The sequence below is a fragment of the Umezawaea tangerina genome (assembly GCF_003002815.1).
GTDB lineage: Bacteria > Actinomycetota > Actinomycetes > Mycobacteriales > Pseudonocardiaceae > Umezawaea > Umezawaea tangerina.
On sequence record NZ_PVTF01000005.1, the window covers coordinates 254,197 to 274,039 of the forward strand.

Genomic DNA, 19,843 nt, shown 5'->3' on the forward strand with positions numbered 1-19,843 from the left:
GTCAGCGGGCCCGCGGCGAGACCAGTCCCGTCTCGTAGGCGGCGATGACGAGCTGGGCCCGGTCGCGCGCCTCGAGCTTGCCAAGCAGGTGGCTGATGTGGGTCTTCACCGTGGCGGGGCTCAGGTGCAGGTGGGCCGCGATCTCCGCGTTGGTCATGCCGCGGGCGATCAGCACCAGCACCTCGCGCTCGCGACCGGTGATGCCCGACAGCGTGCCGACCCGCGGCGGCGCGGGCTGCTGTCCACTGGCGAACTCGGTGATCAGTCGCCGGGTCAGGGTCGGGGACAGCAGCCCGTCGCCGTCGGCGACGACCCGGATCGCGTCCAGCAGGGTCTCCGGCGGCGCGTCCTTGAGCAGGAACCCGCTGGCGCCCGCCCGCAGCGCGGCGAACACGTAGGAGTCCAGGTTGAACATGGTCAGGATGAGGATCCGCACGTCGTCGGTGTCCGGTGAACCGCAGATCCGTCTGGTCGCCTCGATCCCGTCCATGACCGGCATCCGCACGTCCATCAGGACCACGTCGGGCTTCTCGGAGCGCGCGAGGGCGACGGCCTCGACACCGTCGCGCGCCTCCCCGACCACGGTGAGGCCGGGGTCCGTGTCGATCAGGACCCGGAAGCTGCCCCGCAGCAGCGCCTGGTCGTCGGCGACCAGCACCCGGACCGGACCGCTCACGACGACTCCCGCGCGGGGCCGTGCTCCGGCGCGTACGGGAGCCTGGCGGTCACCCTGAACCCGCCACCCGGCAACCACCCGGAGCTGAAGTCGCCGCCGTAGAGGGTGACCCGCTCGCGCATCCCGATCAGACCATGGCCGCCGGGCGACCCGCTCCGGCCCGGCCCGGCGGCGTGTCCGTCGTCGGTGACCTCCACGAGCACTTCCCGGTCGGACCCGTCCACGGTCACCCGGCACCGCGCGGGAGCCGCGTGCTTCACGACGTTGGTCAACGCCTCCTGCACGATCCGGTAGACCGACAACCCGACCCCCTGCGGGAGGTCGGCCACCCCGCGGACGTCCAGGTGCGCCTGGACACCGACCATGCCCACCCGGTCCACCAGTTCCGGCAGGTCGGCGGGCCCCGGCGCGGGCGCGAGCTCGTCGGGAGGCCGTGGCGCGTCCGCCGCCGAACGGAGGACGTCGAGCATCCGGCGCATCTCCTCGAGCGCGCTGCGGCTGGTGGTCTCGATCGTGCACAGGGCGCCGTACACCTCCTCCGCGGCCTGGTCACCGGGATCGGCGTCGCCGCCGTGCCGACCCGCGCGGTGGGCCACGACCCTGGCGACCCCGGCCTTGACCGCGATCACGCCGATGCTGTGCGCCACGATGTCGTGCAGCTCCCTGGCGATGCGCAGGCGCTCCTCGCCGACCGCGCGCTCGGTCGACGCGTCGGCGGCGCGCGCCGCCGACGCCCGACGTTCCCGCGCCGTCCTGCCGAGCGTCCAGGCGACACCCATGACCGCGAAGCCCGCCAGGAACCACCCCGGAGCGCTTGGCTGCCAGCCGGGCCTGCCGAGGACGACCTCCAGCAGCACCAGACCCGCGCTGCACAAGGCGATGCCCAGGGTGGGCAGCCACATGCGGCGGGGTGCGGTGAGCGCGACGAGGTAGACCGCGAACGCCGTGGCGAGGAAGGGCTCGTTGGTCAGGCCCATCGCCACCGACACCGTGGTCAGGGTGACCACGAGGACGAAGACGGGCAGCGGCCAGACCCGTCGCACCGCGCCGGGCAGTCCGATGCCCGCGGCCAGTAAGCACCTGGCCCACAGCGGGAGGCCCGCGTCCGGTCCGATCCCCGGAGCCAGGAACAGCACGAGGGTGTAGGTCGTCGCGACCGCGCAGTCGACACCGATCAGCCCTCCTCGGCGCAACCGCTTGGCCAACGGCGAGCTCCAGTCGTCGTCGTCCACCCACCGACCGTAGTGGGCTGGGCCGGTCCACGCCTCGGACCGTGGTCCGACATCCCCGCGGCCGAGTTCCGCCCGACAGCACCCTCCCCCTCACCCTCCGGGGGGAGCGCGGAGTTCGGGTCCCGCGCCGATGCGGCCGGTCCCCCGCACGGGCCAGCCTTGTCCGCATGATCGAGATACGGGACCTGTCCAAGCGCTACGGCTCCGTGGTGGCCGTGGACGGGCTGAACTTCGACGTCCTGCCAGGTCGGGTGACCGGCTTCCTCGGTCCCAACGGCGCGGGCAAGTCGACCACCATGCGGATGATCATGGGGTTGGACCGCCCGAGCACGGGATCGGCGCGCATCGACGGCAAGCCCTACCGGCGACTGCGCGACCCGCTGCGCCGCGTCGGCGCGCTGCTGGAGGCAGGCGCGGCGCACGGCGGCCGCACCGCCTACCACCACCTGCTGTGGCTGGCGCAGAGCAACAGGATCGGCAGGCGACGGGTGCGGGAGGTGATCGAGCTGGTCGGGCTGGACAGCGTCGCGGACAAACCGGTCGGCGAGTTCTCCCTGGGCATGAGCCAGCGCCTCGGCATCGCGGGAGCACTGCTCGGCGACCCGGACGCGCTGCTGTTCGACGAGCCGGTCAACGGGCTGGACCCGGAGGGCATCCACTGGATCCGCACCCTGATGAGGGGACTGGCCGCCGAGGGGCGCTCGGTGTTCGTCTCCAGCCACCTGATGAGCGAGATGGCGCTGACCGCGGACCACCTGGTCGTCATCGGTCGCGGCCGTCTGCTCGCCGACACCGGGATGGCCGAGTTCGTCCAGCGCGACGCCTCGTCCTACACCCGGATCCGCACCCCGGAGCCGGAGCGGATGCGCCAGGTGCTCGACGCGGCCGGGATCCAGGTGCGCACGGGGGCGGACGGTGCCCTGGAGGCCCGCGGCCCGCGGCAGCGGACCATCGGCGAGCTCGCCGCGGTGAACGGGCTGATCGTCGACGAGCTCAGCCCGCAGGCCGCCTCGCTGGAGGAGGCGTTCATGCGACTCACCGCCGAAGCGGTCGAGTACCACGCCGGGGACCTGCCCGAAGGAGGACGTCGATGACCGCGACGGTCCAGCAGGCCGTGCTCACCTCGGAGTGGACCAAGGCCCGCACCCTCCGCTCCACGACCTGGCCGCTGCTGCTGACGGTCGTGGCCTCCGTCGGCCTGAGCGTCGCGTTCGGCCTTTACCTGCGCGGTTCCTTCGACCGCATGCCCGTGGCCGACCAACGCGGTTTCAACACCGCCGAGTTCGCGGTGGGCTCGGTCGTCTACGGCCAGATCCTGCTGGTCGCCTTCGGGGTGCTGGTGGTCTGCTCGGAGTACAGCGGCGGCACGATCCGCACCTCCCTGGCCGCCGTGCCGCGTCGCGGGACGTTCTACAGCGCCAAGGTCCTCGTCGGCACGGCGCTGGCCCTGGTGGTCTCCGCGGTCACTGTGGCCGGGGCCTACCTCGCGGCGCACGTCGCGCTGGGATCGCGCAGCGGCCCGTTGCTGGGCCCTGACGAGTCGCGGATACTCGTCGGTTCCACGCTCTACCTGACGCTGATCTGCGCGTTCTCGATCGGGGTGGCGACGATGCTGCGCAGCGCGGCGTTGTCACTGGGCACCCTGATCCCCTTCTTCTTCGTGGTCTCCAACATCCTCGGCCACGTCCCGGTGGTGCGGGAGATCGGCCAGTACCTGCCCGACCAGGCCGGGCACCAGATCATGGTGGCGACGCCGCGACCGGACTCGCCGCTCGGCCCGTGGACCGGCCTGCTGGTCATGGCCGCCTGGGCGGTCGTGGCGCTCGGCGGCGGCTACGTGCTGCTGACCCGGCGCGACGCGTGACCGGGATTTTGGGGCAGGAGTGGGGCCGTGGTCCCACGAAACCGGGACAACGGCCGCCATACAGTCGCGTTGCCAGCCAGAACACGGGGCCTTGGTGGAGAACGGGGCCCCGGTTCGACACCTTCTAGCTTCAGGGGGGAGGAGACAACATGACCGCAGAGGACGGCGTCTACGAGCCGCCCACCGCGATCGAGGCGGGGGACTTCGCCGGCGTCACGCTGGGAATTCCGCCGGCCAGGGACCCGGTGGACTGGACGTTCTACTTCCACGCGCTCATCTGATCCGGTGAGACGGCGGTGGCCAGGACGCGACCGGCCACCCGCGGGACGACGGTAGTGGGTCGCACCCACCACCGCCGTCCCGGCACCGAACGGTGAAGTCGCGAACCGAAGCCTTTGGGGGGAATGGACCATGGACTTCCTGATGCTCCCGGATCACCCGGCGTCCGAGGGGCTGGCGCGGCGGGCCGCGCGCTTCGGAGCGGCACGGGTCGTCCCGCACGACTCCGGCCGCCCGTGGCTGGTCGGCAACTGGTCGCCAGGGGAACTGGCGCTCGTCACAGCGGGCCGACGCAGGCTGGCGGTGTTCGGCCGCACCCGGCTCGACACCGGGTCGACCGAACGCGTGCTCGGGCACGTGAACTCCTTGCACGGCCTCGACGTGGTAGCCGCGAAGCTGCCCGGCGCCGTCCACCTGCTCGCCTCCGTCGACGGCGACGTCCGCGGCCAGGGCAGCATCTCCACCGCTCGGCAGCTCTTCCACGCACAGGTCGACGGCGTGGCGGTGGCCGCCGACTCCCCTGGGCCGCTGGCCGCGCTCAGGGGCGCCGACCTGGACGAGCGGACCCTCGCGTTGCGGCTGGTGGTTCCCGCGGCCCCGTGGCCGCTGAGCCTGCGCACGATGTGGACCGGGGTGCACCAGGTCCCCGTCGGGCACTGGTTGGGGTTGACGCCGGACGGCGGGCACCGGACCGTGCGCTGGTGGCGCCCGCCCGCCGCGGACCAGCCCCTCAGCGAGGTCGCCGGGGTGCTGAGGGCGGCGTTGATGGACTCGGTCGCCGTCAGGGTCGCCGGGCGGACAACGGGGGCCGACCTGTCCGGCGGCCTCGACTCGACGAGCCTGTGTTTCCTGGCCGCGGCGGCGGGCACGGACCTGATCACCCACCACTGGCAGGCGCGGGCCGCGGCGAACGACGACACCGAGTGGGCCCGCAAGGCGGCGGCGATGCTGCCCGAGGCCCGGCACCGGGTGGTCGCCCCGAAGGACGCGCCCACCTGGTACGAGGGCCAGGGCGGTCCGGTCGACCGCGGCGACGACGTGGAGGGCCCGCTGTCCTGGGACCGCAACCGGCTGCATTCCGAGCACCAGGCACGCGCGGACGCCGCTGACGGAGCCGACACGCACCTCATCGGAGTCGGCGGCGACGAGTTGTTCAGCACCCTGCCCACCTACCTGTGGTCGTTGGTGCGCAGGCATCCGTTGCGGAGCCTGCCCGAGATCCACCACCGCAGGGTCGCCAACCGGTGGGGGCTGGCCGCGACCATCCGGGGACTGGCGGACCGGTCCCCCTTCGCCCGGTCGTTGGCCACCGCGGCGGACGTGCTCACCGATCCGCCTCCTCCGGACTCCGATCCGGGGCTCGGCTGGGGAGGCGGGTGGCGGCGGCTGCCCACGTGGACCACTCCCGAGGCGGCCGACGCGGTGCGCGGCATGCTCCGCGAGGCGGCCGATGCGCACCCCGAACCGCTGGCAGAGGACCAGGTCCGGCACCAGATGATCGAGTACGCGGTGTACAGCGGTGGTGCGGTGCGGCAGATGCGGCTGGCGCTGGGCGGCTTCGGGGTCGACTGGGAGGCGCCGCTGCTCGACGACCGGGTCGTCGAGGCGACCCTGTCCGTCCGGATCGAGGACCGGGCGGGCAGGGGCCTCTACAAGCCCGTCCTGGTCGAGGCGATGCGGGGTGTGCTGCCGGAAGCCGTCCTGGCCCGCCGGACCAAGGGCGAGTACAGCGCCGAGGCCTACGACGGCCTGCGCCGCAACCGCCGCGCGCTCGTCGGGATGTGCGAGGACCTGGCGCTGGGAAGGCTCGGTCTGGTCGACCACCGGCTGCTCCGCGCGGCGACGCTCGACCCCGGTGCCAAGATCGGCCAGCTGATCCACCTGGAGAACACCCTGTCCTGCGAGAACTGGCTGCGTTCGCCCAGTTCCGCCCCTCCTGGTTCGCAGTCCACCGTTCCCGCCGTGCCGATGGGAGACCTGTGATGTCCGTGGTGCTGTTGCCCGACGTGTCGGCCACCGACGTGGACGAGGGCCTGGTGCTGCTCGACCAGCGGCACGGTGGCTACTGGCTGCTCAACCGGACGGGGGCGGCCAGCCTCCGGTCGCTGTTGGCGGGGAGCACTCCCGAGGAAGCGGCGGGCCGGCTGGTCGAGAAGTACCCCGAGTCGGCCGGCCGAGCGCTGGAGGACGTGCACTCCCTGCTGGCCACCCTGACCGAGGCCCGACTGGTGGTGGCGTCATGACCGTCCAGGTCGTGGCCGAGCCCCGCAGCAGGCTTTCCTGGAGTCGCCACGTCACCACCCGCTGCGCCGTCGCGCTGGCCCGGTTGCTGATCCTGTTGCCGCCGCTGCGGTTGCGGCAGGTGCTGCGGGTGCTCAGCCGTGGCGCCCGACCCGCGACCGCGACACAGGCGTTGCGCGCGAGACGGGCCACCGTCTCGGTCAGCGCCCGGTGCGCCGGGCACGGCTGCCTCCAGCGGTCGGTCGCCACGGTGCTGCTGTGCCGGATGAGCGGTCGGTGGCCGGACTGGTGCACCGGGGTCCGCACCCGACCGTTCCGGGCGCACGCCTGGGTCGAGGTGGACGGCGTCCCGGTCGGGGAGGTCGACGGGATGGCCGGTTTCCACCCGACGATGACCGTCCGGATCGGCTCGTGACCGACGACGCCGTGGTCCGCGCGACCGGGCTCGGCAAGGACTACGGCGCCCGGACGGCCGTCGACGGGGTGGACCTGGAGGTGGCACCGGGGCAGGTCTTCGGTTTCCTCGGCCCGAACGGGGCGGGCAAGAGCACGACGATCGGCATGCTGTGCACGGTGATCCGCCCCACCAGGGGGCGCGCCGAGGTCGCCGGGCACGACGTCCTGCGCAGCCCGGACGAGGTCAGGCAGAACATCGGACTCCTCTTCCAGGAGTCCACTTTGGACGCCGACCTGACCGCGGTCGAGAACCTGCGCTTCCAGGCCGAGCTGTACGGGCTCCCCCGCCGCCACGCCCGCACGAGGATCGACACCATGCTCGACCTCGTCGACCTGGCGGACCGCCGCGACGACCCGGTCCGGCTGTTCTCCGGCGGCATGTGCCGACGCCTGGAGATCGCGAGAGGACTGCTGCACACGCCCAAGGTGCTATTCCTCGACGAGCCCACGACCGGACTGGACGCGCAGACCAGGGTGGCGATCTGGGAACACCTGCACCGGATGCGCGAGGAGGCGGGCCTGACCGTCTTCCTGACCACGCACCACCTGTCGGAGGCCGAGAACTGCGACCGGATCGCGATCATCGACCGCGGCGGCGTGGTGGCCGAGGGGCCACCCGCGGCGCTGAAGGCGGTGGTCGGCACCGACCTGGTGACGCTGCGCACCGGCGACGACCAGGCCGCCCTGCGTGCTGTGCGGACCCGGTTCGGCCTCGACGGGGACGTCGGCGCCGAGGGTCTGCGCATCCGGGCCGCCAACGGCGCCCACCTGGTCCCCCGGCTGTGCGCCGAGCTCACCGTGCCGGTCCACTCGGTGGTCGTCACCGAGCCGACGCTGGACGAGGTCTTCCTGCACCACACCGGGCGCACCATCCGCGAACCCGGTCCGCGGACGGCGGGTCCCGCGGTCGGATCGAGGAGCTGAATCGTGCCGAGGACAGTCGACCCCGCGGCCCCCGCACCGGTGCACACCGCGCGCCTCGGCCGGGAGCTGCGCGCGGTGCGCGTGCTGTGGCTGCGGGAGGTGATCCGGTTCGGCCGCAACCGACTGCGGGTGGCCATGGCACTCGTCGGCCCCCTGGTGTTCCTGCTGATCCTGGGCACCGGACTGAGCGCGGTGATGGGCGGCGCGGACTTCCGCGGCTACCTGTTCCCCGGAGTGCTGTTCATGGCCGTGCAGGCACCCGCCCTCGCGGTCGGCATCTCGATCGTCTGGGACCGCCAGTCCGGATTCCTGCGGCAGATGCTGGTCGCACCGGTCCGCCGCGGCGCCCTGGTGGCCGGGCTCTGCCTGGGCGGCGCGACGGCCGGCACGTTCTACGGACTGTGCGTACTGGCGCTCGCCGGAGTCGTCGGCGTGCCCTACAGCCCGCGGCTCGTCCTGGTGGTGCTCGAACTCGCCCTGATCTCCTTCACCTTCACCGCGATGGGAGTGCTCGCCGCGGTCTGCATCCGCCGCATCGAGTCCTTCCAGGTCGTCATCAACCTGGCCATGACACCGCTGCTGTTCCTGTCCGGAGCGGTCTTCCCCGCCAGTGGCCTACCGGGCTGGCTCGCCGTCGCGGTCCAAGCCAACCCGATGACCTACGCGGTCGACGCGGTGCGCCGCACGATGCCCGGTGGCACCGCCGGACTCCCCGGCGACACCGGGCCCCAGTGGTGGGGCACCACTCCCCCGCTCACCCTGGAGCTCGGCCTCGTCGCCCTCCTCGCCGCGCTCGCCGTGACCGTGGCGAGCAAGCGGTTCGCCCACACCGACTGACAGGGCCTCGGACGGCGCACTTCGTCGACCAGGACAGGTCAGGAGATGCCGCGGAAGAACGTGCGGAGGTCGTCCGCGAGCAGCTTCGGCTCCTCCATCGCGGGGAAGTGGCCGCCTTCGGTGAACTCGCTCCAGTGGCCGATCATCTTCCGCGGGTCGATCGCGCGGCGCAGGAGGGGGTGGGTGTCGAACACGGCCCAGCCGGACGGCACGCCGGAGGCCATGACCAGGTCGAGTGCGGAGTGTTCGGACTCGTAGTAGAACTGCGCGCTCGACGCGCCGCTGCGGGTGAACCAGTACAGGCTGACGTTGGTGAGGAGCTGGTCGCGGTCGACCGTCTCGTCCGGCGTCCGGTAGCCGTCGCCGGACCTGGTCCGGAACTTCTCGGCGATCCACGCGAGCTGGGCGACCGGCGAGTCGGTGAGCGCGGGGCCGATCGTGTCGGGACGGTGGTCCTGCATCAGGAGGTACCCGTGATCGGCCGCGTCCCGGGTGCGCACCGCCTCGATCTGGGCGACCTCGGCGTCGGACAGCCCCTCGGGAAAGGGGAACTTGACGCCGAGCAGGCCGAGCAACCGGGGGTCGCTGCCGATGTGCGTGCCGATGACGCGCTCGGGGTGGGTCGCCGCGAGGCGGCCGGTGGTGCCCGCGCCGACGTCTGTGCCGTGGGCCCCGAACCTGTCGTAACCGAGGCGCGTCATGATCTCGGCGTAGGCGTCGGTCGTCCGCGCCAGCTCCCAGCCGGTCCCCGACAGCGGGGTGGAGAAGCCGAAGCCGGGCAGGGCGGGGATGACCACGTGGAACTCGTCGGTCAGCAGCGGGATGAGCCGGAGGTAGTCGACGAACGATCCCGGCCAGCCGTGGTTCAGGACCAGCGGCGTGGCCTCCGGGTTGGCCGACCGGACGTGGACGACGTGGAACGTCTGGCCGTCGACGACCGTGGTGAACTGCTCGTGCTCGTTGAGCTTCCGCTCCTGCGCACGCCAGTCGAACCCGTCGCGCCAGTACTCGGCGAGCTCCTTCAAGTACACCAAGGGGATGCCTCGGCTGAAGTCGGTGCGGTCGTCCCGGCCCGGCACGGGGATCGGCCAGCGCGTACGGGCCAGCCGGTCGCGCAGGTCGTCGACATCCGTCTGCGGGATGTCGACGCGGAACGGGGTGAGTGCGTTGTGCTCGTTCATGACGCGGACGGTGCCAGGCAATGCGGAAGGCTAGGTTCCGCGATTGCTGGGATCATCGAGACCATGCTGGAGACCTCGGCCCGTCTGCTCGAACTGCTGTCGCTGCTCCAGCTCAAGCGCGACTGGACGAGCCGCGAACTCGCCGACCGGCTCCACGTGAGCACGAGGACCGTGCGCGCCGACATCGGCAGGCTGCGATCCCTCGGCTACCCCGTGACCGCGCGCCCCGGTGTCGCGGGCGGCTACCGGCTGGCCGCCGGGACGGCGATGCCCCCGCTGCTGCTCGACGACGACGAGGCCGTCGCCGTCGCGGTCGGACTGGGCGCGGTCGCGACCCAGGGGCGCGGAGTCGAGGAGACGTCGCTGACCGCGCTCGCGAAGCTGGAGCAGGTGCTGCCCTCACGCCTGCGTCGGCGCGTCGAGGCCGTGCGCGAGGCGACGAGCGTCGTTCCGGGGATCGAGCCACCGCTGGACCTCTCGGTCCTCGGCGCGGTCGCCGCCGCGATCCGCGGCCACGAACGACTCCGGTTCGGCTACACGAAACCAGGGGGCGACGAGGAGGCGCGCCACACCGAACCGCATCGGCTGGTGACCTGGGGAGCGCTCTGGTACCTGCTCGCGTGGGACCTCGACCGCGACGACTGGCGGGTCTTCCGGGTCGACCGCATGGTCCCGCGCACACCGACAGGCGCGCGGTTCCGACCGCGTGCGATCCCGCAGGACGACGTCGTCGAGTACGTCGTCGGCCGCATCAGCAAGGGGGCCTGGAAGTACCGCGCCCGTCTGCTCGTGCACACCCCCGCCGCCGAGCTCGCCGCGAAGATCCGCATCCCGGTGGACGTCGAGGTGGTCGACGAGTCCACGTGCCAGGTCGAGCTGGGCTCCGACGACCCGGACGGGCTGGCGCTGTGGTTGGCGCAGCTCGACGTCGACGTCGAGGTGGTCGACGGGGACGAGCTCGCGGTGGCGTTCGCCCGCCTCGCCACGAGGTTCCGCCGCGCGGCGGGCGACGCGCCCACCCGTGCCCTGCTCAGCCCGCCGTGAAGGCGGGGTAGTCGGTGTAGCCCTCGGCGTGGCCGCCGTAGTGGGTTTCCCGGTCGTCCTCGGCCAGCGGGTGGCCCTGCTCGAAGCGCTCGACGAGGTCGGGGTTGGCGATGAAGGGGGCGCCGAAGGAGACCGCGTCGACACCGCCGTGGTCGAGGATCTGGTTGCCGAGGTCCCTGGTGAAGCCGGCGTTGGCGATGATGTTGCCCTGGTAGTGCGCGCGGTAGCGGGAGAAGAGGGCGACGCGCTCCTCGATGGTGCCGGGCGCGCCCACGAGGTGGAGGTAGGCCAGGGTGTCGTCGTCGAGCTTCTTGAGCAGCTGGTCGTAGTCGGCGAGCGTCTCCTCGTCCGCGGTGAACGCGGTTCCGCTGGTCCAGCCGGGCGACAGCTTCACGCCGACGCGGTCACCGCCCCACACGTCGCCGACGGCGTCGAGGACGTCCAGGAGGAACCGGGCCCGCTTCTCGCTGCTGCCGCCGTAGGCGTCGGTGCGCTGGTTGAGACGGGGGTTGAGGAACTGCGGGATCAGGTGCGACACCTGGGCGTGCAGCTCCACGCCGTCGAAACCGGCGCGGCGGGCGTTCTCGGCCGCGCGGCGGTAGTCGGCGATGGTGTCGGCGATCTCGGCGGCGGTGTAGGCGCGCGGGGTGAGGGTGTCCTTCGGGCCGGAGGGGGTGAAGGACGTCTCGCCGGGGTTGACGGCCGAGGGGCCCGCGGGCAGGCGGCCGCCGAGGTGGTCGGGGTGGGAGACCGCTCCGACGTGCCCGAACTGGGAGAAGATCCGCCCGCCCGCCTCGTGGACGGCTTCGGTGACCTTCGCCCACCCCGCGGTCTGCTTGTCGCTGTAGATGCCGGGGACGCTGGTGAAGCCGATCGCCTCGGGGCTCACCCAGGTCCCCTCGGTGACGATCAGCCCGGCGGAGGCGCGCTGCGCGTAGTAGGTCGCCTGCAGGTCGGTGGGCGCCAGCTCGGCGTTGTCGGCGCGGGCACGGGTCATGGGGGCCATGACGACGCGGTTCGGGAGCTCCAGCGCGCCGAGTCGGACGGGCTGGAGCAGGGGCTGGGTGGTCATGGGCGGCTTCCTTGTGCTGAGGGGTGGATCAGGACGCGGGGCTGGTGGCGCTCCTGGTCGACCAGTTATTAATGATGGGCATCATCGGAACCATTGCTATAATGAGAGACGTCATCGAAAAGGTCAAATCCGGAGCGCGCGAGAGGACGGCAATGCCGCGGATCACCAAGGAGGACAAGGCCCGCAACAGGCAGAACATCCTCGAAGCGGCGAGCCGCATGTTCCGCTCGCAGGGCGTCGACGCGGTCGGCATCGCCGAGCTGATGAAGGAGGCCGGACTCACCCACGGCGGCTTCTACAACCACTTCGCCTCCAAGAACGACCTGGTCGTGGAGGTGTGCGGAGCCGCGTTCGCCGCGTCGCACGGGAGCCTGGCCCAGATCGTCGACGACGGTCCTCACCAGGACGGCTCCGCGCTGAAGCGGGTCGTGGACGGCTACCTGTCCACCGCGCACCGCGACGCCCCGGACGGCGGCTGCCCCTCCGCCTCGCTGGTCACCGACGCCGGACGGCACAGCGAAGCCGTGCAGAGCGCGTACGCCGCCGGGGTCGAGGGCTACCTGACCGGCTTCGCCGCCGAGTTCCTGCGCGAAGCCGAGGAGAACGGCCACGACCTCGACCCCGACGAGGCCCGGCACAAGGCCATGCGCCTGCTCAGCGAGATGGTCGGCGCGCTCGTGCTCGCCAGGGCCGTGCGCCAGGTCGAACCCGAGCTCTCCGACGAGATCCTGCGGGCGGGCCGCGGCCAGGCCGTCGACTGAGCCGACCCGGTTCCCTCGTCGGCGGATCAGCCCCGACCAGTGGTCCGCCGGTTCCGCGCGGGCGTCCTCACTTGCGGTGGCGGATCCCGGCGTAGAGGAACGTGCCTCCGGCGAAGGCGAGAGCGAGGCCTGCCGCCCCGCGCTGGCCCGCGGCACGCCCCGCGTCGTACTGCTCCTCGGTCAGCTCACGGACGACGACGCCGTCCTCCACTTCCTGGTACTTCCCATTCTCGTGCTCGAAACTCCCCGAGGCGGGCTCGGTCAGCAGCGGGAACGCGAACAGGAACGCCCCGCCGAAGAACGCGATCACCCCCACCACGACCGCCCACGCGGGCAGCGTCGGGTGCTCGAAGTTGTACCCGCCCCTGGCCAACACCACCGTCGACACCAAGAGGCCCATGGAGATCACCGCCAGCACGAGGTTCGCCGGGCGCGGCAACAACGCGCTGCCGGTCACGAACCCGAACGCGATGACGACGGCGTCGACGATGATCACCACGAGCGACGCCCGCTGCAACGGCACCAGTCCCATGATCAGCAGACTAGGGCCCGCCCCGGTCACCTGGACCGGTTATCGGCAATCCGGCCTGCCGTGCCGGCCGTGGGACGGGGTCGCGAGCGCGTGGTCGACCGACTCGGCCAGCTCGACGTCGTGGTCGACCTCGGTCATCCGCGTGATCCCCCGGATGAGGTGACCGGACGGGACCGCGACGACCAGCCGCAGCCTGTTCTCGGCGGCTCGCTCGCGGGCCTGCAGCAACGCCATCAGGCCGAGCGAGCCGAAGAACGTGATCTTCGACAGTTCCAGCACCAGCACCTCGGCCGGTGTCGGCAAGGGACTACCAGGACTGGGACGGGTGGGACGGGTAGCCGCGGCCGCGACGAAACCCTGGTCGACCGCCCACCGGAAGGAGTCGATCGTGACGTGGTCGACCTCGCCCCACATCCACACGACCACCGCCCGGCGGTCCGGCAGCGTCGCGACCCGCGTCCACACGTTCGTCCCCGTGTCCACATCGTCCATCCCATCACACCGGCGGGGAATCCACCGCACACCACGATGCCGACGGCACGGTCGACCGCGGTTCCCTACGCCTGGGCGAACCGGTTCCTCCGCACCGGCTCGGGCTCCGACCACAGTCCGTGGGGGTATCCCAACCGCGGCGCGCTCACCTCGTCCAGCCACTCGAGCTGACGCGCGGAGATGTCCAGCTCACCGGCCGCGAGGTTGGACGTGAGCTGGTCCACGCTCCTCGGTCCGACGATGGGGATCACCCCCTTGGACATCGACCACCTGATCGCCACCCGGTCCGGAGTCGTGCCGAGGTCGCGGGCGACGCTCTCGACGGCGTCCAGGACCTTCCCCTTGACGGGGTCGTTTTCCCGGTGGAGGAACTGGCTGATCGAGCTCTGCGCGCGACCCGTCTCCCCTCGCCGGTACTTGCCCGTCAGGAAACCACCGCCGAGAGGCGTGAAACCGAGGACGCCCAGGCCGAACGCCTCCGCCATCGGCACCAGCTCCCGGTCGGCACCGCGCTCGACGAGGCTGTACTCGGTCTGGATCGCCACGAGCGGGGCCCACCCCCGCTGCTGGGCGAGGGTGACTCCCGTCGCCACCCGCCATGCGGGGAAGTTGGACAGACCGGCGTACAGGATCTTGCCCGCGCGGGTCAGGTCGTCGAAGGCCCGCACCACTTCCTCGATGGGCGTGGAGCCATCGGCCACATGGGCCCAGAACACGTCCACCCGGTCGGTCCCCAGTCGGCGCAAGCTCTGCTCCAGGGACTGGACCATCGCCTTGCGGCTGTTCCCGGTCACCTGGAGGCCGCTGCCCGTCGAGGTCCCCATGGTGTACTTCGTCGACAGGACAACGTCTTCGCGATCCGCGGAGAGGATGTCCGACAGGTACTCCTCGGCCTCCCCCGCCTGGTAGTTGGACGCGGTGTCGATGAAGTTCCCTCCCGCTTCCCGGTAGACGTCGTACATCGCCCGAGCCTCGGGCACCTGAGCCCCGTGCCCCCAGCCCATCCCGAAGTTGCCCGTCCCCAACGACAGCTCCGACACCCGTAGCCCTGATCGTCCGAGAAATCGGTATCGCATGCGTCTCCACTCCTGGTGTCGATCGGCGCGAGCAGGCTCTTCACACCTGCCGCCTGCCACCATCGTTCTGATCACCGGGCGTACAGTCCATAACGTGGAGTCCAGCAATGTTCACCGATCGTCCAGCACGGAGGTCGTCCTCGGCGCACACGACCCCTTCCGGGACGCCTTGACCCTGGCGCGACCCCGGACCGTCGCTCCCGTCCCGTTCCGCGCGACGGCGCCGTGGGGAGCCCGGTTCTCGCCGTTCCCGCACATCAAGCTCGGCGTGGTCGTGGAAGGCGAATGCTGGCTGTGCGTCGACGGGATGGACCCCCTTTTCCTGAGCACGGGCGACTTCTACCTCCTCGGGAACCCGCCCCTCTACGGCCTCGGCAGTTCGATCGAGGCGGCACGCGGGTCGCTCCACCACGAGATTCCCTTTGGTGGAAAGGAAATCTCGTCGGGCACCGTCACGTACACGTGCAGCGTCGACTTCGAGTTCCAGGACTCCGACGCGTCGACCCTGTTCTCCTCGCTGCCCCCGGCTCTGCTCGTCAAGGCCGACGACGCCGACGGAAGACTGCTCTGGAACATCGCGACCATCCTCGTCCACGAGATGGAGGCGCGGAAAGCCGGCAGATCCCTTGTCCTGGAGCACCTGGCCCAGATCCTCCTGGTGCACATGCTGAGGTCGCACGCCACCTCGTCCCACGAGCCCATGGGGTGGCTCGCCTCGGTGACCGACGACGGGATCGGGGCGGCGTTGCGCGCCGTGCACGCCGAACCGGGCCGTCGCTGGACCCTCGAAGAGCTCGCCAAGATCGCGATGATGTCGAGGTCGACGTTCGCCACGACCTTCAGGAGCAGGGTGGGCAGGCCTCCTCTGGATCACCTCATCGAATGGCGGATGCAGCTGGCGCGGGCCGCGCTGCGCACGAACGACTCCCTCACCGCCATCGCGGAGGCCGTCGGGTACCAGTCCGAAAGCGCGTTCAGCACGGCTTTCCGGCGCGTTGTCGGGACGTCACCACGGGAGTTCCGCGCCGCACTGCACGCACGGCCGGAAGACCGCGGGTCCGGCAGTCCCGCCTCGGTGGTCCCGTCCGGGACCCACCACCCGGAGTCCCGGCAGGGCTGATGACCAACCGCGACCACGCCGTTCACACGCGCGTGGTCGTCGCGTCGGACCACACCACGAGACCGCGGCGGCCGGGTTGGCCGCTCAGCCAGGACGCGGCGTCGCGGTCGAGGGCGTACGCGGTGGTGGCGTCGATGTCGGCCCAGGTCAACGAAGCCGTGACCACGGTGACGGACGCGACGGCGGTGGGCGGGCGGCCGGTGCGGGCGTCGACGACGTGCTGCCCGCGGTGGGCGGCGCCGGAGGTGGCCACGGCGCCGGTGAACACCGGGACGACCGCGACGAGCCTGGTCGGGTCGTGCGGGTCCTCGATGCCGATCCGCCACGGGTCGGCGTCCGGGTCGAGGGTGCGGCAGAGCAGGTCGCCGCCCGCCGACAGGCAGAAGTCGGTGTCCTGCAACGCCTCCAGGTGCACGGCGGCGCGTTCGGCCGCCCACCCCTTGACCACACCGCTGGGGTCGAGGCCGACGCCGTCCCGGCGGACCCGGAACGCGCCGTCGGACCGCCGCTCGGCCAGCTCCCCCAGCGCCAGCACCTCGGCGACCTCCGCCGGGCAGTCGGCCACGTCCACCTCACCGCGACCCAGGCGGGACACGAAGGAGTCGGGCCGGTAGGTGCTGAACACCCGGTCCACCCGGCGCAGCGACTCCACCACCTCGGCCCACGCCGCGCGGGCCCGGCCGTCGGCGGTGTGCGCGCCGCGCAGCGCCAGGCTGATGGGCAGCCCCATGACGTGCTCGACGTACCGGGTGGTCACAGTCCCGCCTCGTCCAGCGCGCCCTGCAACGACTCGACGTACCCCTCGCTCGTCACCGTCGCGCCGCTGACCATGTCGACGTCGGCGCTCTGGGCGTCCAGCGCCTCCTGGACGAGGATGGGCAGGGCGCGGGCGTTGATCTCCTGGTCCTTGCGGTTCCCGTCCGGGTAGACCGGCACGGTGACCGCGGTGACCTTCCCCCCGCTGATGGTCACCTCGACCCGCACCGGACCCCACCGCGTGTCGACCGACGGCCCGGTCACCGTGCGCGAGTCCGCGGTCCCGCCCGTCCCCGGCGTGGTCGGCGACCGCACGGCAGTGGCGGCCATGGGTCCGGCCAGGGAGGTGCGGTAGCCGAACAGGAGCACGACGACGGTGATCGTGCCCAGCAGCCACATGACGATGCGCTTCATGTCCTCACCACGCGAACTTCTCGATGTGGAGCCGGTCGGGACGCACGCCCGCGGCGGTGGCGGCGCGGCGGACGGACTCGGCCCACTGCTCCGGTCCGCACACGTAGACGTCGCGGTCGGCGATGTCGGGAACCCACGTCCGCAAGGCCGTCACGTCGTCCACGGGCACACCCGCGCCGAGCCAGGAGTCCGGGGACCGGCGGTGGCCGGGCAGGTCCACGACCCGCAGGCCGCGGCGCTCGGTGAACTGGCGCAGCTCGTCGGCGAAGAGCGGCCGGTGGGTGAACCTGTGCAGCACGACCGCCTCCCCGTGGGCGTAGTCGAGCCCGGCGGCGAGCGCGCGCAGCGGCGCGATACCGACACCCGCGCCGATCAGCACCACGCCCGAGCGGGTGCGGGCCCTGGCGGTGAGCCTGCCGAACGGGCCTTCGAACAGCACCCGCGTGCCGGGGCGGATCGACCGCGCCTCCCGGCTGCCGTCGCCCAGCTCCTTGACGGTGATGCGCAACCTGCGCCCGTCCGGGGCCGCCGAGAGCGAGTACGGGTGGCCGCGGGTCCAGCCCTCCCGGTCGAGGAACCGCCAGAGGAGGAACTGGCCCGCCTTGGCCGGGAAGCGGTCCAGCGCCCGTCCGGTGAGGTGCACCGAGACGACGCCGTCGCCCTCCGGCACCACGGCGGTGACCCGCAGCCGGTGCCGGACGTTGCGCCACAACGGAATCCCGATCCGCCACACCAGCACGGCACCGAGCGCCGCGCCCCACAGCGACCACCAGTACGCGGTGGCCGCGGTCGAGGCCAGGAACTCCTGGCCGGTCCACAGCTGGTGGGGCAGCGCGAACCCGACACCGAGGTAGGCGTAGAGGTGCAGCAGGTGCCACGACTCGTAGCGGATCTTGGCGCGGGCCGCCTTGACGCTGGTGACGGCGGTCATGACCAGGCACGCGGTCCCCGCCACCGCCAGCAGCATCGCGGGGTACTCGGTGGTGAGCTCCCAGAACGTCGCGGGCACGTGCAGGAGCTCACCGGCCGCGTAGCCCCAGGTGATGAGCACGAGGTGCGCGAACATCAAGTTGACCGACGTGAAGCCGACGACCCGGTGCAACGCGATCAGCCGGTCCTGCCCGAACGCCCGCTCCAGCACCGGCAGCCTGGCCATCAGCAGCACCTGGACCAGCAGCAGGTCGGCCGACACCAGCCCGGTGAGCCGCCCGGCCGACGTCAGCCCGTCGGCCCACTCGGTGAGGTCGGCGATCCCACCACCGACCACCCACCAGTACACGACCAGCAGCAGCCCCGCCCACAGCACGACACCCGCGGCGACCCGGACACCCGCGTCCAGCCGCGCACCGGTGGGAACCGCGGTCGCGGGCGGTCCGGTCAGCCCCAGGCTCATGCCGGTCTCCTCGGGCCGTGTACGCCGCCACGATCGCATGGCAGGGCATCGACGTGGTCCATATCGGCACTCCTCCGGATCGGCCTTCGCCACCAAGTTCGCTGGTGAACCCGTGTACCGCACATGAGCAACCTGTGAGTCCGCTGTGCGCCCCCGGACCAACGGCGAACCGCTTCCCGCGCGACCGTCGCCGCCGTGCCTAGGAGGTGATCCCCCGTCGAAGGCCGTAGAACGCTCCGCCCGCCGCCAGGACGGCGACGCCCGAGACCACCGACCCGGCCGGGAGGGCGAAGGCCAGCAGCAGGCATCCGAGCACGCCGATGACCGGCACGCCGCGCGGAGGTCGTCCTTCGGTGCGGCCGAGTGTCAGGGCGGAGGCGTTGGCGATCGCGTAGTACACGAGCACCCCGAACGAGGAGAAGCCGATCGCACCACGCAGGTCCGCGGTCGCGGCGAGCACCGCCACGACGGCGCCGACCGCGAGCTCGGCGCGGTGGGGCACCGCGAACCGGGGGTGCACCGCGGCCAGTGCGCGGGGGAAGTGCCGGTCGCGGGCCATGGCCAGGGTCGTCCGCGATACTCCGAGGATCAGCGCCAGCAGCGACCCGAGTGCGGCGACCGCGGCGCCGGTGCGCACGACCGGTGCCAGCCACCCGGCACCGACGGCCCGGACCGCGTCCGACAGCGGGGTCGTGGTGTCCGCCAAGCGCTGCGGCCCGAGCACCGCGAGGACGGAGACGGCCACGGCGGTGTAGACGAGAAGTGCTGTGCCGAGCGCGATCGGTACAGCGCGCGGGATCGTGCGGGCGGGGTCGCGGACCTCCTCGCCCAGGGTCGCGATGCGCGCGTACCCGGCGAAGGCGAAGAAGAGCAGCCCCGCCGCCTGGAGCACCCCGACGGCGGTGACGTCGGCGCCGACGCCCAACCGGGTGGCGTCGGCCTGCTCCGAGGTGAGGGCGGCGACCACGACGGCGGCGAGCACCGCCAGGACGCCCGCGACGACCACACGGGTCACCAGCGCGGACTTCCGCACCCCGGCGTAGTCCACGGCGGTCACCGCCACCACCGCGGCCACCGCCACCGAGTGCGCGTGGTCCGGCCAGGCGTAGAGGCCGACGGTGAGCGCCATCGCCGCGCAAGACGCGGTCTTGCCGACCACGAAGGCCCATCCGGCCAGGTAGCCCCAGAAGTCGCCCAGCCGCTCGCGACCGTAGACGTAGGTACCGCCGGAAGCCGGGTAGCGGGCCGCTAGCCGGGCCGACGACGTGGCGTTGCAGTACGCCACCACCGCGGCGAGCGCCAAACCCGGCAGCAGCCCGGAACCCGCCACCTTCGCCGCCGGCGCGAGGACCGCGAAGATCCCCGCGCCGATCATCGCGCCCAGGCCGATCACCACGGCGTCGGTGACGCCCAGTCCCCGACGCAGCCCGTCCGGAACGTCCGCGCCCGACGGTGGACCGCTCATGAGACCTGTCTCCCCGACACCACACCCG

The 19,843-nt window shown here is 72.1% G+C and carries 22 protein-coding genes; 11 read left to right on the forward strand and 11 right to left on the reverse strand.

Going from position 1 to position 19,843, the window contains the following annotated elements; genetic code table 11:
* Position 1 precedes the first annotated feature (1 nt).
* Positions 2-676, reverse strand: coding sequence for a response regulator (locus tag CLV43_RS18660; protein ID WP_106188486.1), 675 nt, complete (start codon positions 674-676; stop codon positions 2-4).
* Positions 673-1,908: a sensor histidine kinase gene (locus CLV43_RS18665; RefSeq protein WP_211304409.1), complete on the reverse strand. Its 1,236-nt coding sequence runs from the start codon at positions 1,906-1,908 to the stop codon at positions 673-675. The genes CLV43_RS18660 and CLV43_RS18665 overlap by 4 nt, the downstream gene beginning before the upstream one ends.
* Before the next feature lie 167 nt (positions 1,909-2,075).
* Between CLV43_RS18665 and CLV43_RS18670 the strand changes: the two genes are divergently transcribed.
* From CLV43_RS18670 to CLV43_RS18710, 8 genes are all read left to right on the forward strand, one after another.
* On the forward strand, positions 2,076-3,002 hold the full coding sequence (locus tag CLV43_RS18670) for an ABC transporter ATP-binding protein (protein WP_106188487.1): 927 nt from the start codon (positions 2,076-2,078) through the stop codon (positions 3,000-3,002).
* On the forward strand, positions 2,999-3,772 hold the full coding sequence (locus tag CLV43_RS18675; protein WP_106188488.1) for an ABC transporter permease subunit: 774 nt from the start codon (positions 2,999-3,001) through the stop codon (positions 3,770-3,772). The genes CLV43_RS18670 and CLV43_RS18675 overlap by 4 nt, the downstream gene beginning before the upstream one ends.
* Positions 3,773-3,921: 149 nt before the next feature.
* Entirely contained in the window at positions 3,922-4,053 is a 132-nt protein-coding gene (locus CLV43_RS18680; protein WP_106188489.1) for a lasso RiPP family leader peptide-containing protein, read from the forward strand.
* 130 nt (positions 4,054-4,183) lie between these two features.
* Positions 4,184-6,034, forward strand: coding sequence for an asparagine synthase-related protein (locus CLV43_RS18690; RefSeq protein WP_170155897.1), 1,851 nt, complete (start codon positions 4,184-4,186; stop codon positions 6,032-6,034).
* Complete coding sequence (locus tag CLV43_RS18695) at positions 6,034-6,294, forward strand: lasso peptide biosynthesis PqqD family chaperone (protein ID WP_106188492.1); 261 nt, start codon at positions 6,034-6,036, stop codon at positions 6,292-6,294. Before CLV43_RS18690 ends, CLV43_RS18695 begins: the two co-directional genes overlap by 1 nt.
* On the forward strand, positions 6,291-6,707 hold the full coding sequence (locus CLV43_RS18700; RefSeq protein ID WP_106188493.1) for a lasso peptide biosynthesis B2 protein: 417 nt from the start codon (positions 6,291-6,293) through the stop codon (positions 6,705-6,707). Before CLV43_RS18695 ends, CLV43_RS18700 begins: the two co-directional genes overlap by 4 nt.
* Positions 6,704-7,672 (forward strand): ABC transporter ATP-binding protein, encoded by a 969-nt coding sequence (locus tag CLV43_RS18705; protein ID WP_106188494.1) that lies wholly within the window; start codon positions 6,704-6,706, stop codon positions 7,670-7,672. The genes CLV43_RS18700 and CLV43_RS18705 overlap by 4 nt, the downstream gene beginning before the upstream one ends.
* A 3-nt stretch (positions 7,673-7,675) precedes the next feature.
* Positions 7,676-8,509: an ABC transporter permease gene (locus tag CLV43_RS18710; protein WP_211304410.1), complete on the forward strand. Its 834-nt coding sequence runs from the start codon at positions 7,676-7,678 to the stop codon at positions 8,507-8,509.
* 38 nt (positions 8,510-8,547) lie between these two features.
* Here the strand turns inward: CLV43_RS18710 and CLV43_RS18715 are convergent, their stop codons facing one another.
* Positions 8,548-9,690, reverse strand: a complete 1,143-nt coding sequence (locus CLV43_RS18715) for an epoxide hydrolase family protein (protein ID WP_106188496.1) — start codon at positions 9,688-9,690, stop codon at positions 8,548-8,550.
* A gap of 63 nt (positions 9,691-9,753) precedes the next feature.
* On the opposite strand from CLV43_RS18715, the gene CLV43_RS18720 reads away from it, so the two are divergent.
* Entirely contained in the window at positions 9,754-10,734 is a 981-nt protein-coding gene (locus CLV43_RS18720) for a helix-turn-helix transcriptional regulator (protein WP_106188497.1), read from the forward strand.
* Here the strand turns inward: CLV43_RS18720 and CLV43_RS18725 are convergent.
* Positions 10,721-11,806, reverse strand: a complete 1,086-nt coding sequence (locus CLV43_RS18725) for an alkene reductase (RefSeq protein ID WP_106188498.1) — start codon at positions 11,804-11,806, stop codon at positions 10,721-10,723. The two genes, CLV43_RS18720 and CLV43_RS18725, sit on opposite strands and share 14 nt — an antisense overlap.
* A gap of 152 nt (positions 11,807-11,958) precedes the next feature.
* Between CLV43_RS18725 and CLV43_RS18730 the strand changes: the two genes are divergently transcribed.
* On the forward strand, positions 11,959-12,567 hold the full coding sequence (locus CLV43_RS18730) for a TetR/AcrR family transcriptional regulator (RefSeq protein ID WP_106188499.1): 609 nt from the start codon (positions 11,959-11,961) through the stop codon (positions 12,565-12,567).
* A gap of 67 nt (positions 12,568-12,634) precedes the next feature.
* On the opposite strand, the gene CLV43_RS18735 is transcribed toward CLV43_RS18730, so the two are convergent.
* From CLV43_RS18735 to CLV43_RS18745, 3 genes are all read right to left on the reverse strand, one after another.
* Positions 12,635-13,099, reverse strand: a complete 465-nt coding sequence (locus CLV43_RS18735) for a hypothetical protein (RefSeq protein ID WP_106188500.1) — start codon at positions 13,097-13,099, stop codon at positions 12,635-12,637.
* A gap of 39 nt (positions 13,100-13,138) precedes the next feature.
* A complete protein-coding gene (locus tag CLV43_RS18740) occupies positions 13,139-13,591 on the reverse strand; it encodes an STAS domain-containing protein (RefSeq protein WP_106188501.1) in 453 nt (150 codons plus the stop codon).
* A 65-nt stretch (positions 13,592-13,656) separates the two neighbouring features.
* A complete protein-coding gene (locus tag CLV43_RS18745) occupies positions 13,657-14,631 on the reverse strand; it encodes an aldo/keto reductase (RefSeq protein ID WP_245886659.1) in 975 nt (324 codons plus the stop codon).
* Positions 14,632-14,665: 34 nt separating this feature from the next.
* On the opposite strand from CLV43_RS18745, the gene CLV43_RS18750 reads away from it, so the two are divergent.
* A complete protein-coding gene (locus tag CLV43_RS18750; RefSeq protein ID WP_106188503.1) occupies positions 14,666-15,787 on the forward strand; it encodes an AraC family transcriptional regulator in 1,122 nt (373 codons plus the stop codon).
* A gap of 22 nt (positions 15,788-15,809) precedes the next feature.
* Here the strand turns inward: CLV43_RS18750 and CLV43_RS18755 are convergent, their stop codons facing one another.
* The 4 genes from CLV43_RS18755 to CLV43_RS18770 all read right to left on the reverse strand — a co-directional run bounded on the left by CLV43_RS18755 (position 15,810) and on the right by CLV43_RS18770 (position 19,815).
* Positions 15,810-16,544, reverse strand: a complete 735-nt coding sequence (locus CLV43_RS18755) for an FAD:protein FMN transferase (protein ID WP_245886662.1) — start codon at positions 16,542-16,544, stop codon at positions 15,810-15,812.
* The gene (locus CLV43_RS18760) at positions 16,541-16,957 is read right to left on the reverse strand and encodes an FMN-binding protein (protein WP_106188504.1); all 417 of its coding nucleotides are present in this window, start codon (positions 16,955-16,957) and stop codon (positions 16,541-16,543) included. The genes CLV43_RS18755 and CLV43_RS18760 overlap by 4 nt, the downstream gene beginning before the upstream one ends.
* Before the next feature lie 4 nt (positions 16,958-16,961).
* Positions 16,962-18,350 carry a ferredoxin reductase family protein gene (locus CLV43_RS18765; RefSeq protein ID WP_106188505.1) on the reverse strand — a complete coding sequence of 463 codons (1,389 nt, stop codon included), beginning with the start codon at positions 18,348-18,350 and terminating at the stop codon, positions 16,962-16,964.
* A 199-nt stretch (positions 18,351-18,549) separates the two neighbouring features.
* The gene (locus tag CLV43_RS18770; protein WP_106188506.1) at positions 18,550-19,815 is read right to left on the reverse strand and encodes an APC family permease; all 1,266 of its coding nucleotides are present in this window, start codon (positions 19,813-19,815) and stop codon (positions 18,550-18,552) included.
* Between the last annotated feature and the right edge of the window lie 28 nt (positions 19,816-19,843).

Bases quoted from the DNA above. Each gene is read 5' to 3' on its own strand.
- CLV43_RS18670 (WP_106188487.1), top strand. From the start codon at position 2,076: ATGATCGAGATACGGGACCTGTCCAAGCGCTACGGCTCCGTGGTGGCC.
- CLV43_RS18675 (WP_106188488.1), top strand. From the start codon at position 2,999: ATGACCGCGACGGTCCAGCAGGCCGTGCTCACCTCGGAGTGGACCAAG.
- CLV43_RS18680 (WP_106188489.1), top strand. From the start codon at position 3,922: ATGACCGCAGAGGACGGCGTCTACGAGCCGCCCACCGCGATCGAGGCG.
- CLV43_RS18690 (WP_170155897.1), top strand. From the start codon at position 4,184: ATGGACTTCCTGATGCTCCCGGATCACCCGGCGTCCGAGGGGCTGGCG.
- CLV43_RS18695 (WP_106188492.1), top strand. From the start codon at position 6,034: ATGTCCGTGGTGCTGTTGCCCGACGTGTCGGCCACCGACGTGGACGAG.
- CLV43_RS18700 (WP_106188493.1), top strand. From the start codon at position 6,291: ATGACCGTCCAGGTCGTGGCCGAGCCCCGCAGCAGGCTTTCCTGGAGT.
- CLV43_RS18715 (WP_106188496.1), bottom strand. From the start codon at position 9,690: ATGAACGAGCACAACGCACTCACCCCGTTCCGCGTCGACATCCCGCAG.
- CLV43_RS18720 (WP_106188497.1), top strand. From the start codon at position 9,754: ATGCTGGAGACCTCGGCCCGTCTGCTCGAACTGCTGTCGCTGCTCCAG.
- CLV43_RS18725 (WP_106188498.1), bottom strand. From the start codon at position 11,806: ATGACCACCCAGCCCCTGCTCCAGCCCGTCCGACTCGGCGCGCTGGAG.
- CLV43_RS18730 (WP_106188499.1), top strand. From the start codon at position 11,959: ATGCCGCGGATCACCAAGGAGGACAAGGCCCGCAACAGGCAGAACATC.
- CLV43_RS18735 (WP_106188500.1), bottom strand. From the start codon at position 13,099: ATGGGACTGGTGCCGTTGCAGCGGGCGTCGCTCGTGGTGATCATCGTC.
- CLV43_RS18740 (WP_106188501.1), bottom strand. From the start codon at position 13,591: ATGGACGATGTGGACACGGGGACGAACGTGTGGACGCGGGTCGCGACG.
- CLV43_RS18750 (WP_106188503.1), top strand. From the start codon at position 14,666: ATGCGTCTCCACTCCTGGTGTCGATCGGCGCGAGCAGGCTCTTCACAC.
- CLV43_RS18760 (WP_106188504.1), bottom strand. From the start codon at position 16,957: ATGAAGCGCATCGTCATGTGGCTGCTGGGCACGATCACCGTCGTCGTG.
- CLV43_RS18765 (WP_106188505.1), bottom strand. From the start codon at position 18,350: ATGAGCCTGGGGCTGACCGGACCGCCCGCGACCGCGGTTCCCACCGGT.
- CLV43_RS18770 (WP_106188506.1), bottom strand. From the start codon at position 19,815: ATGAGCGGTCCACCGTCGGGCGCGGACGTTCCGGACGGGCTGCGTCGG.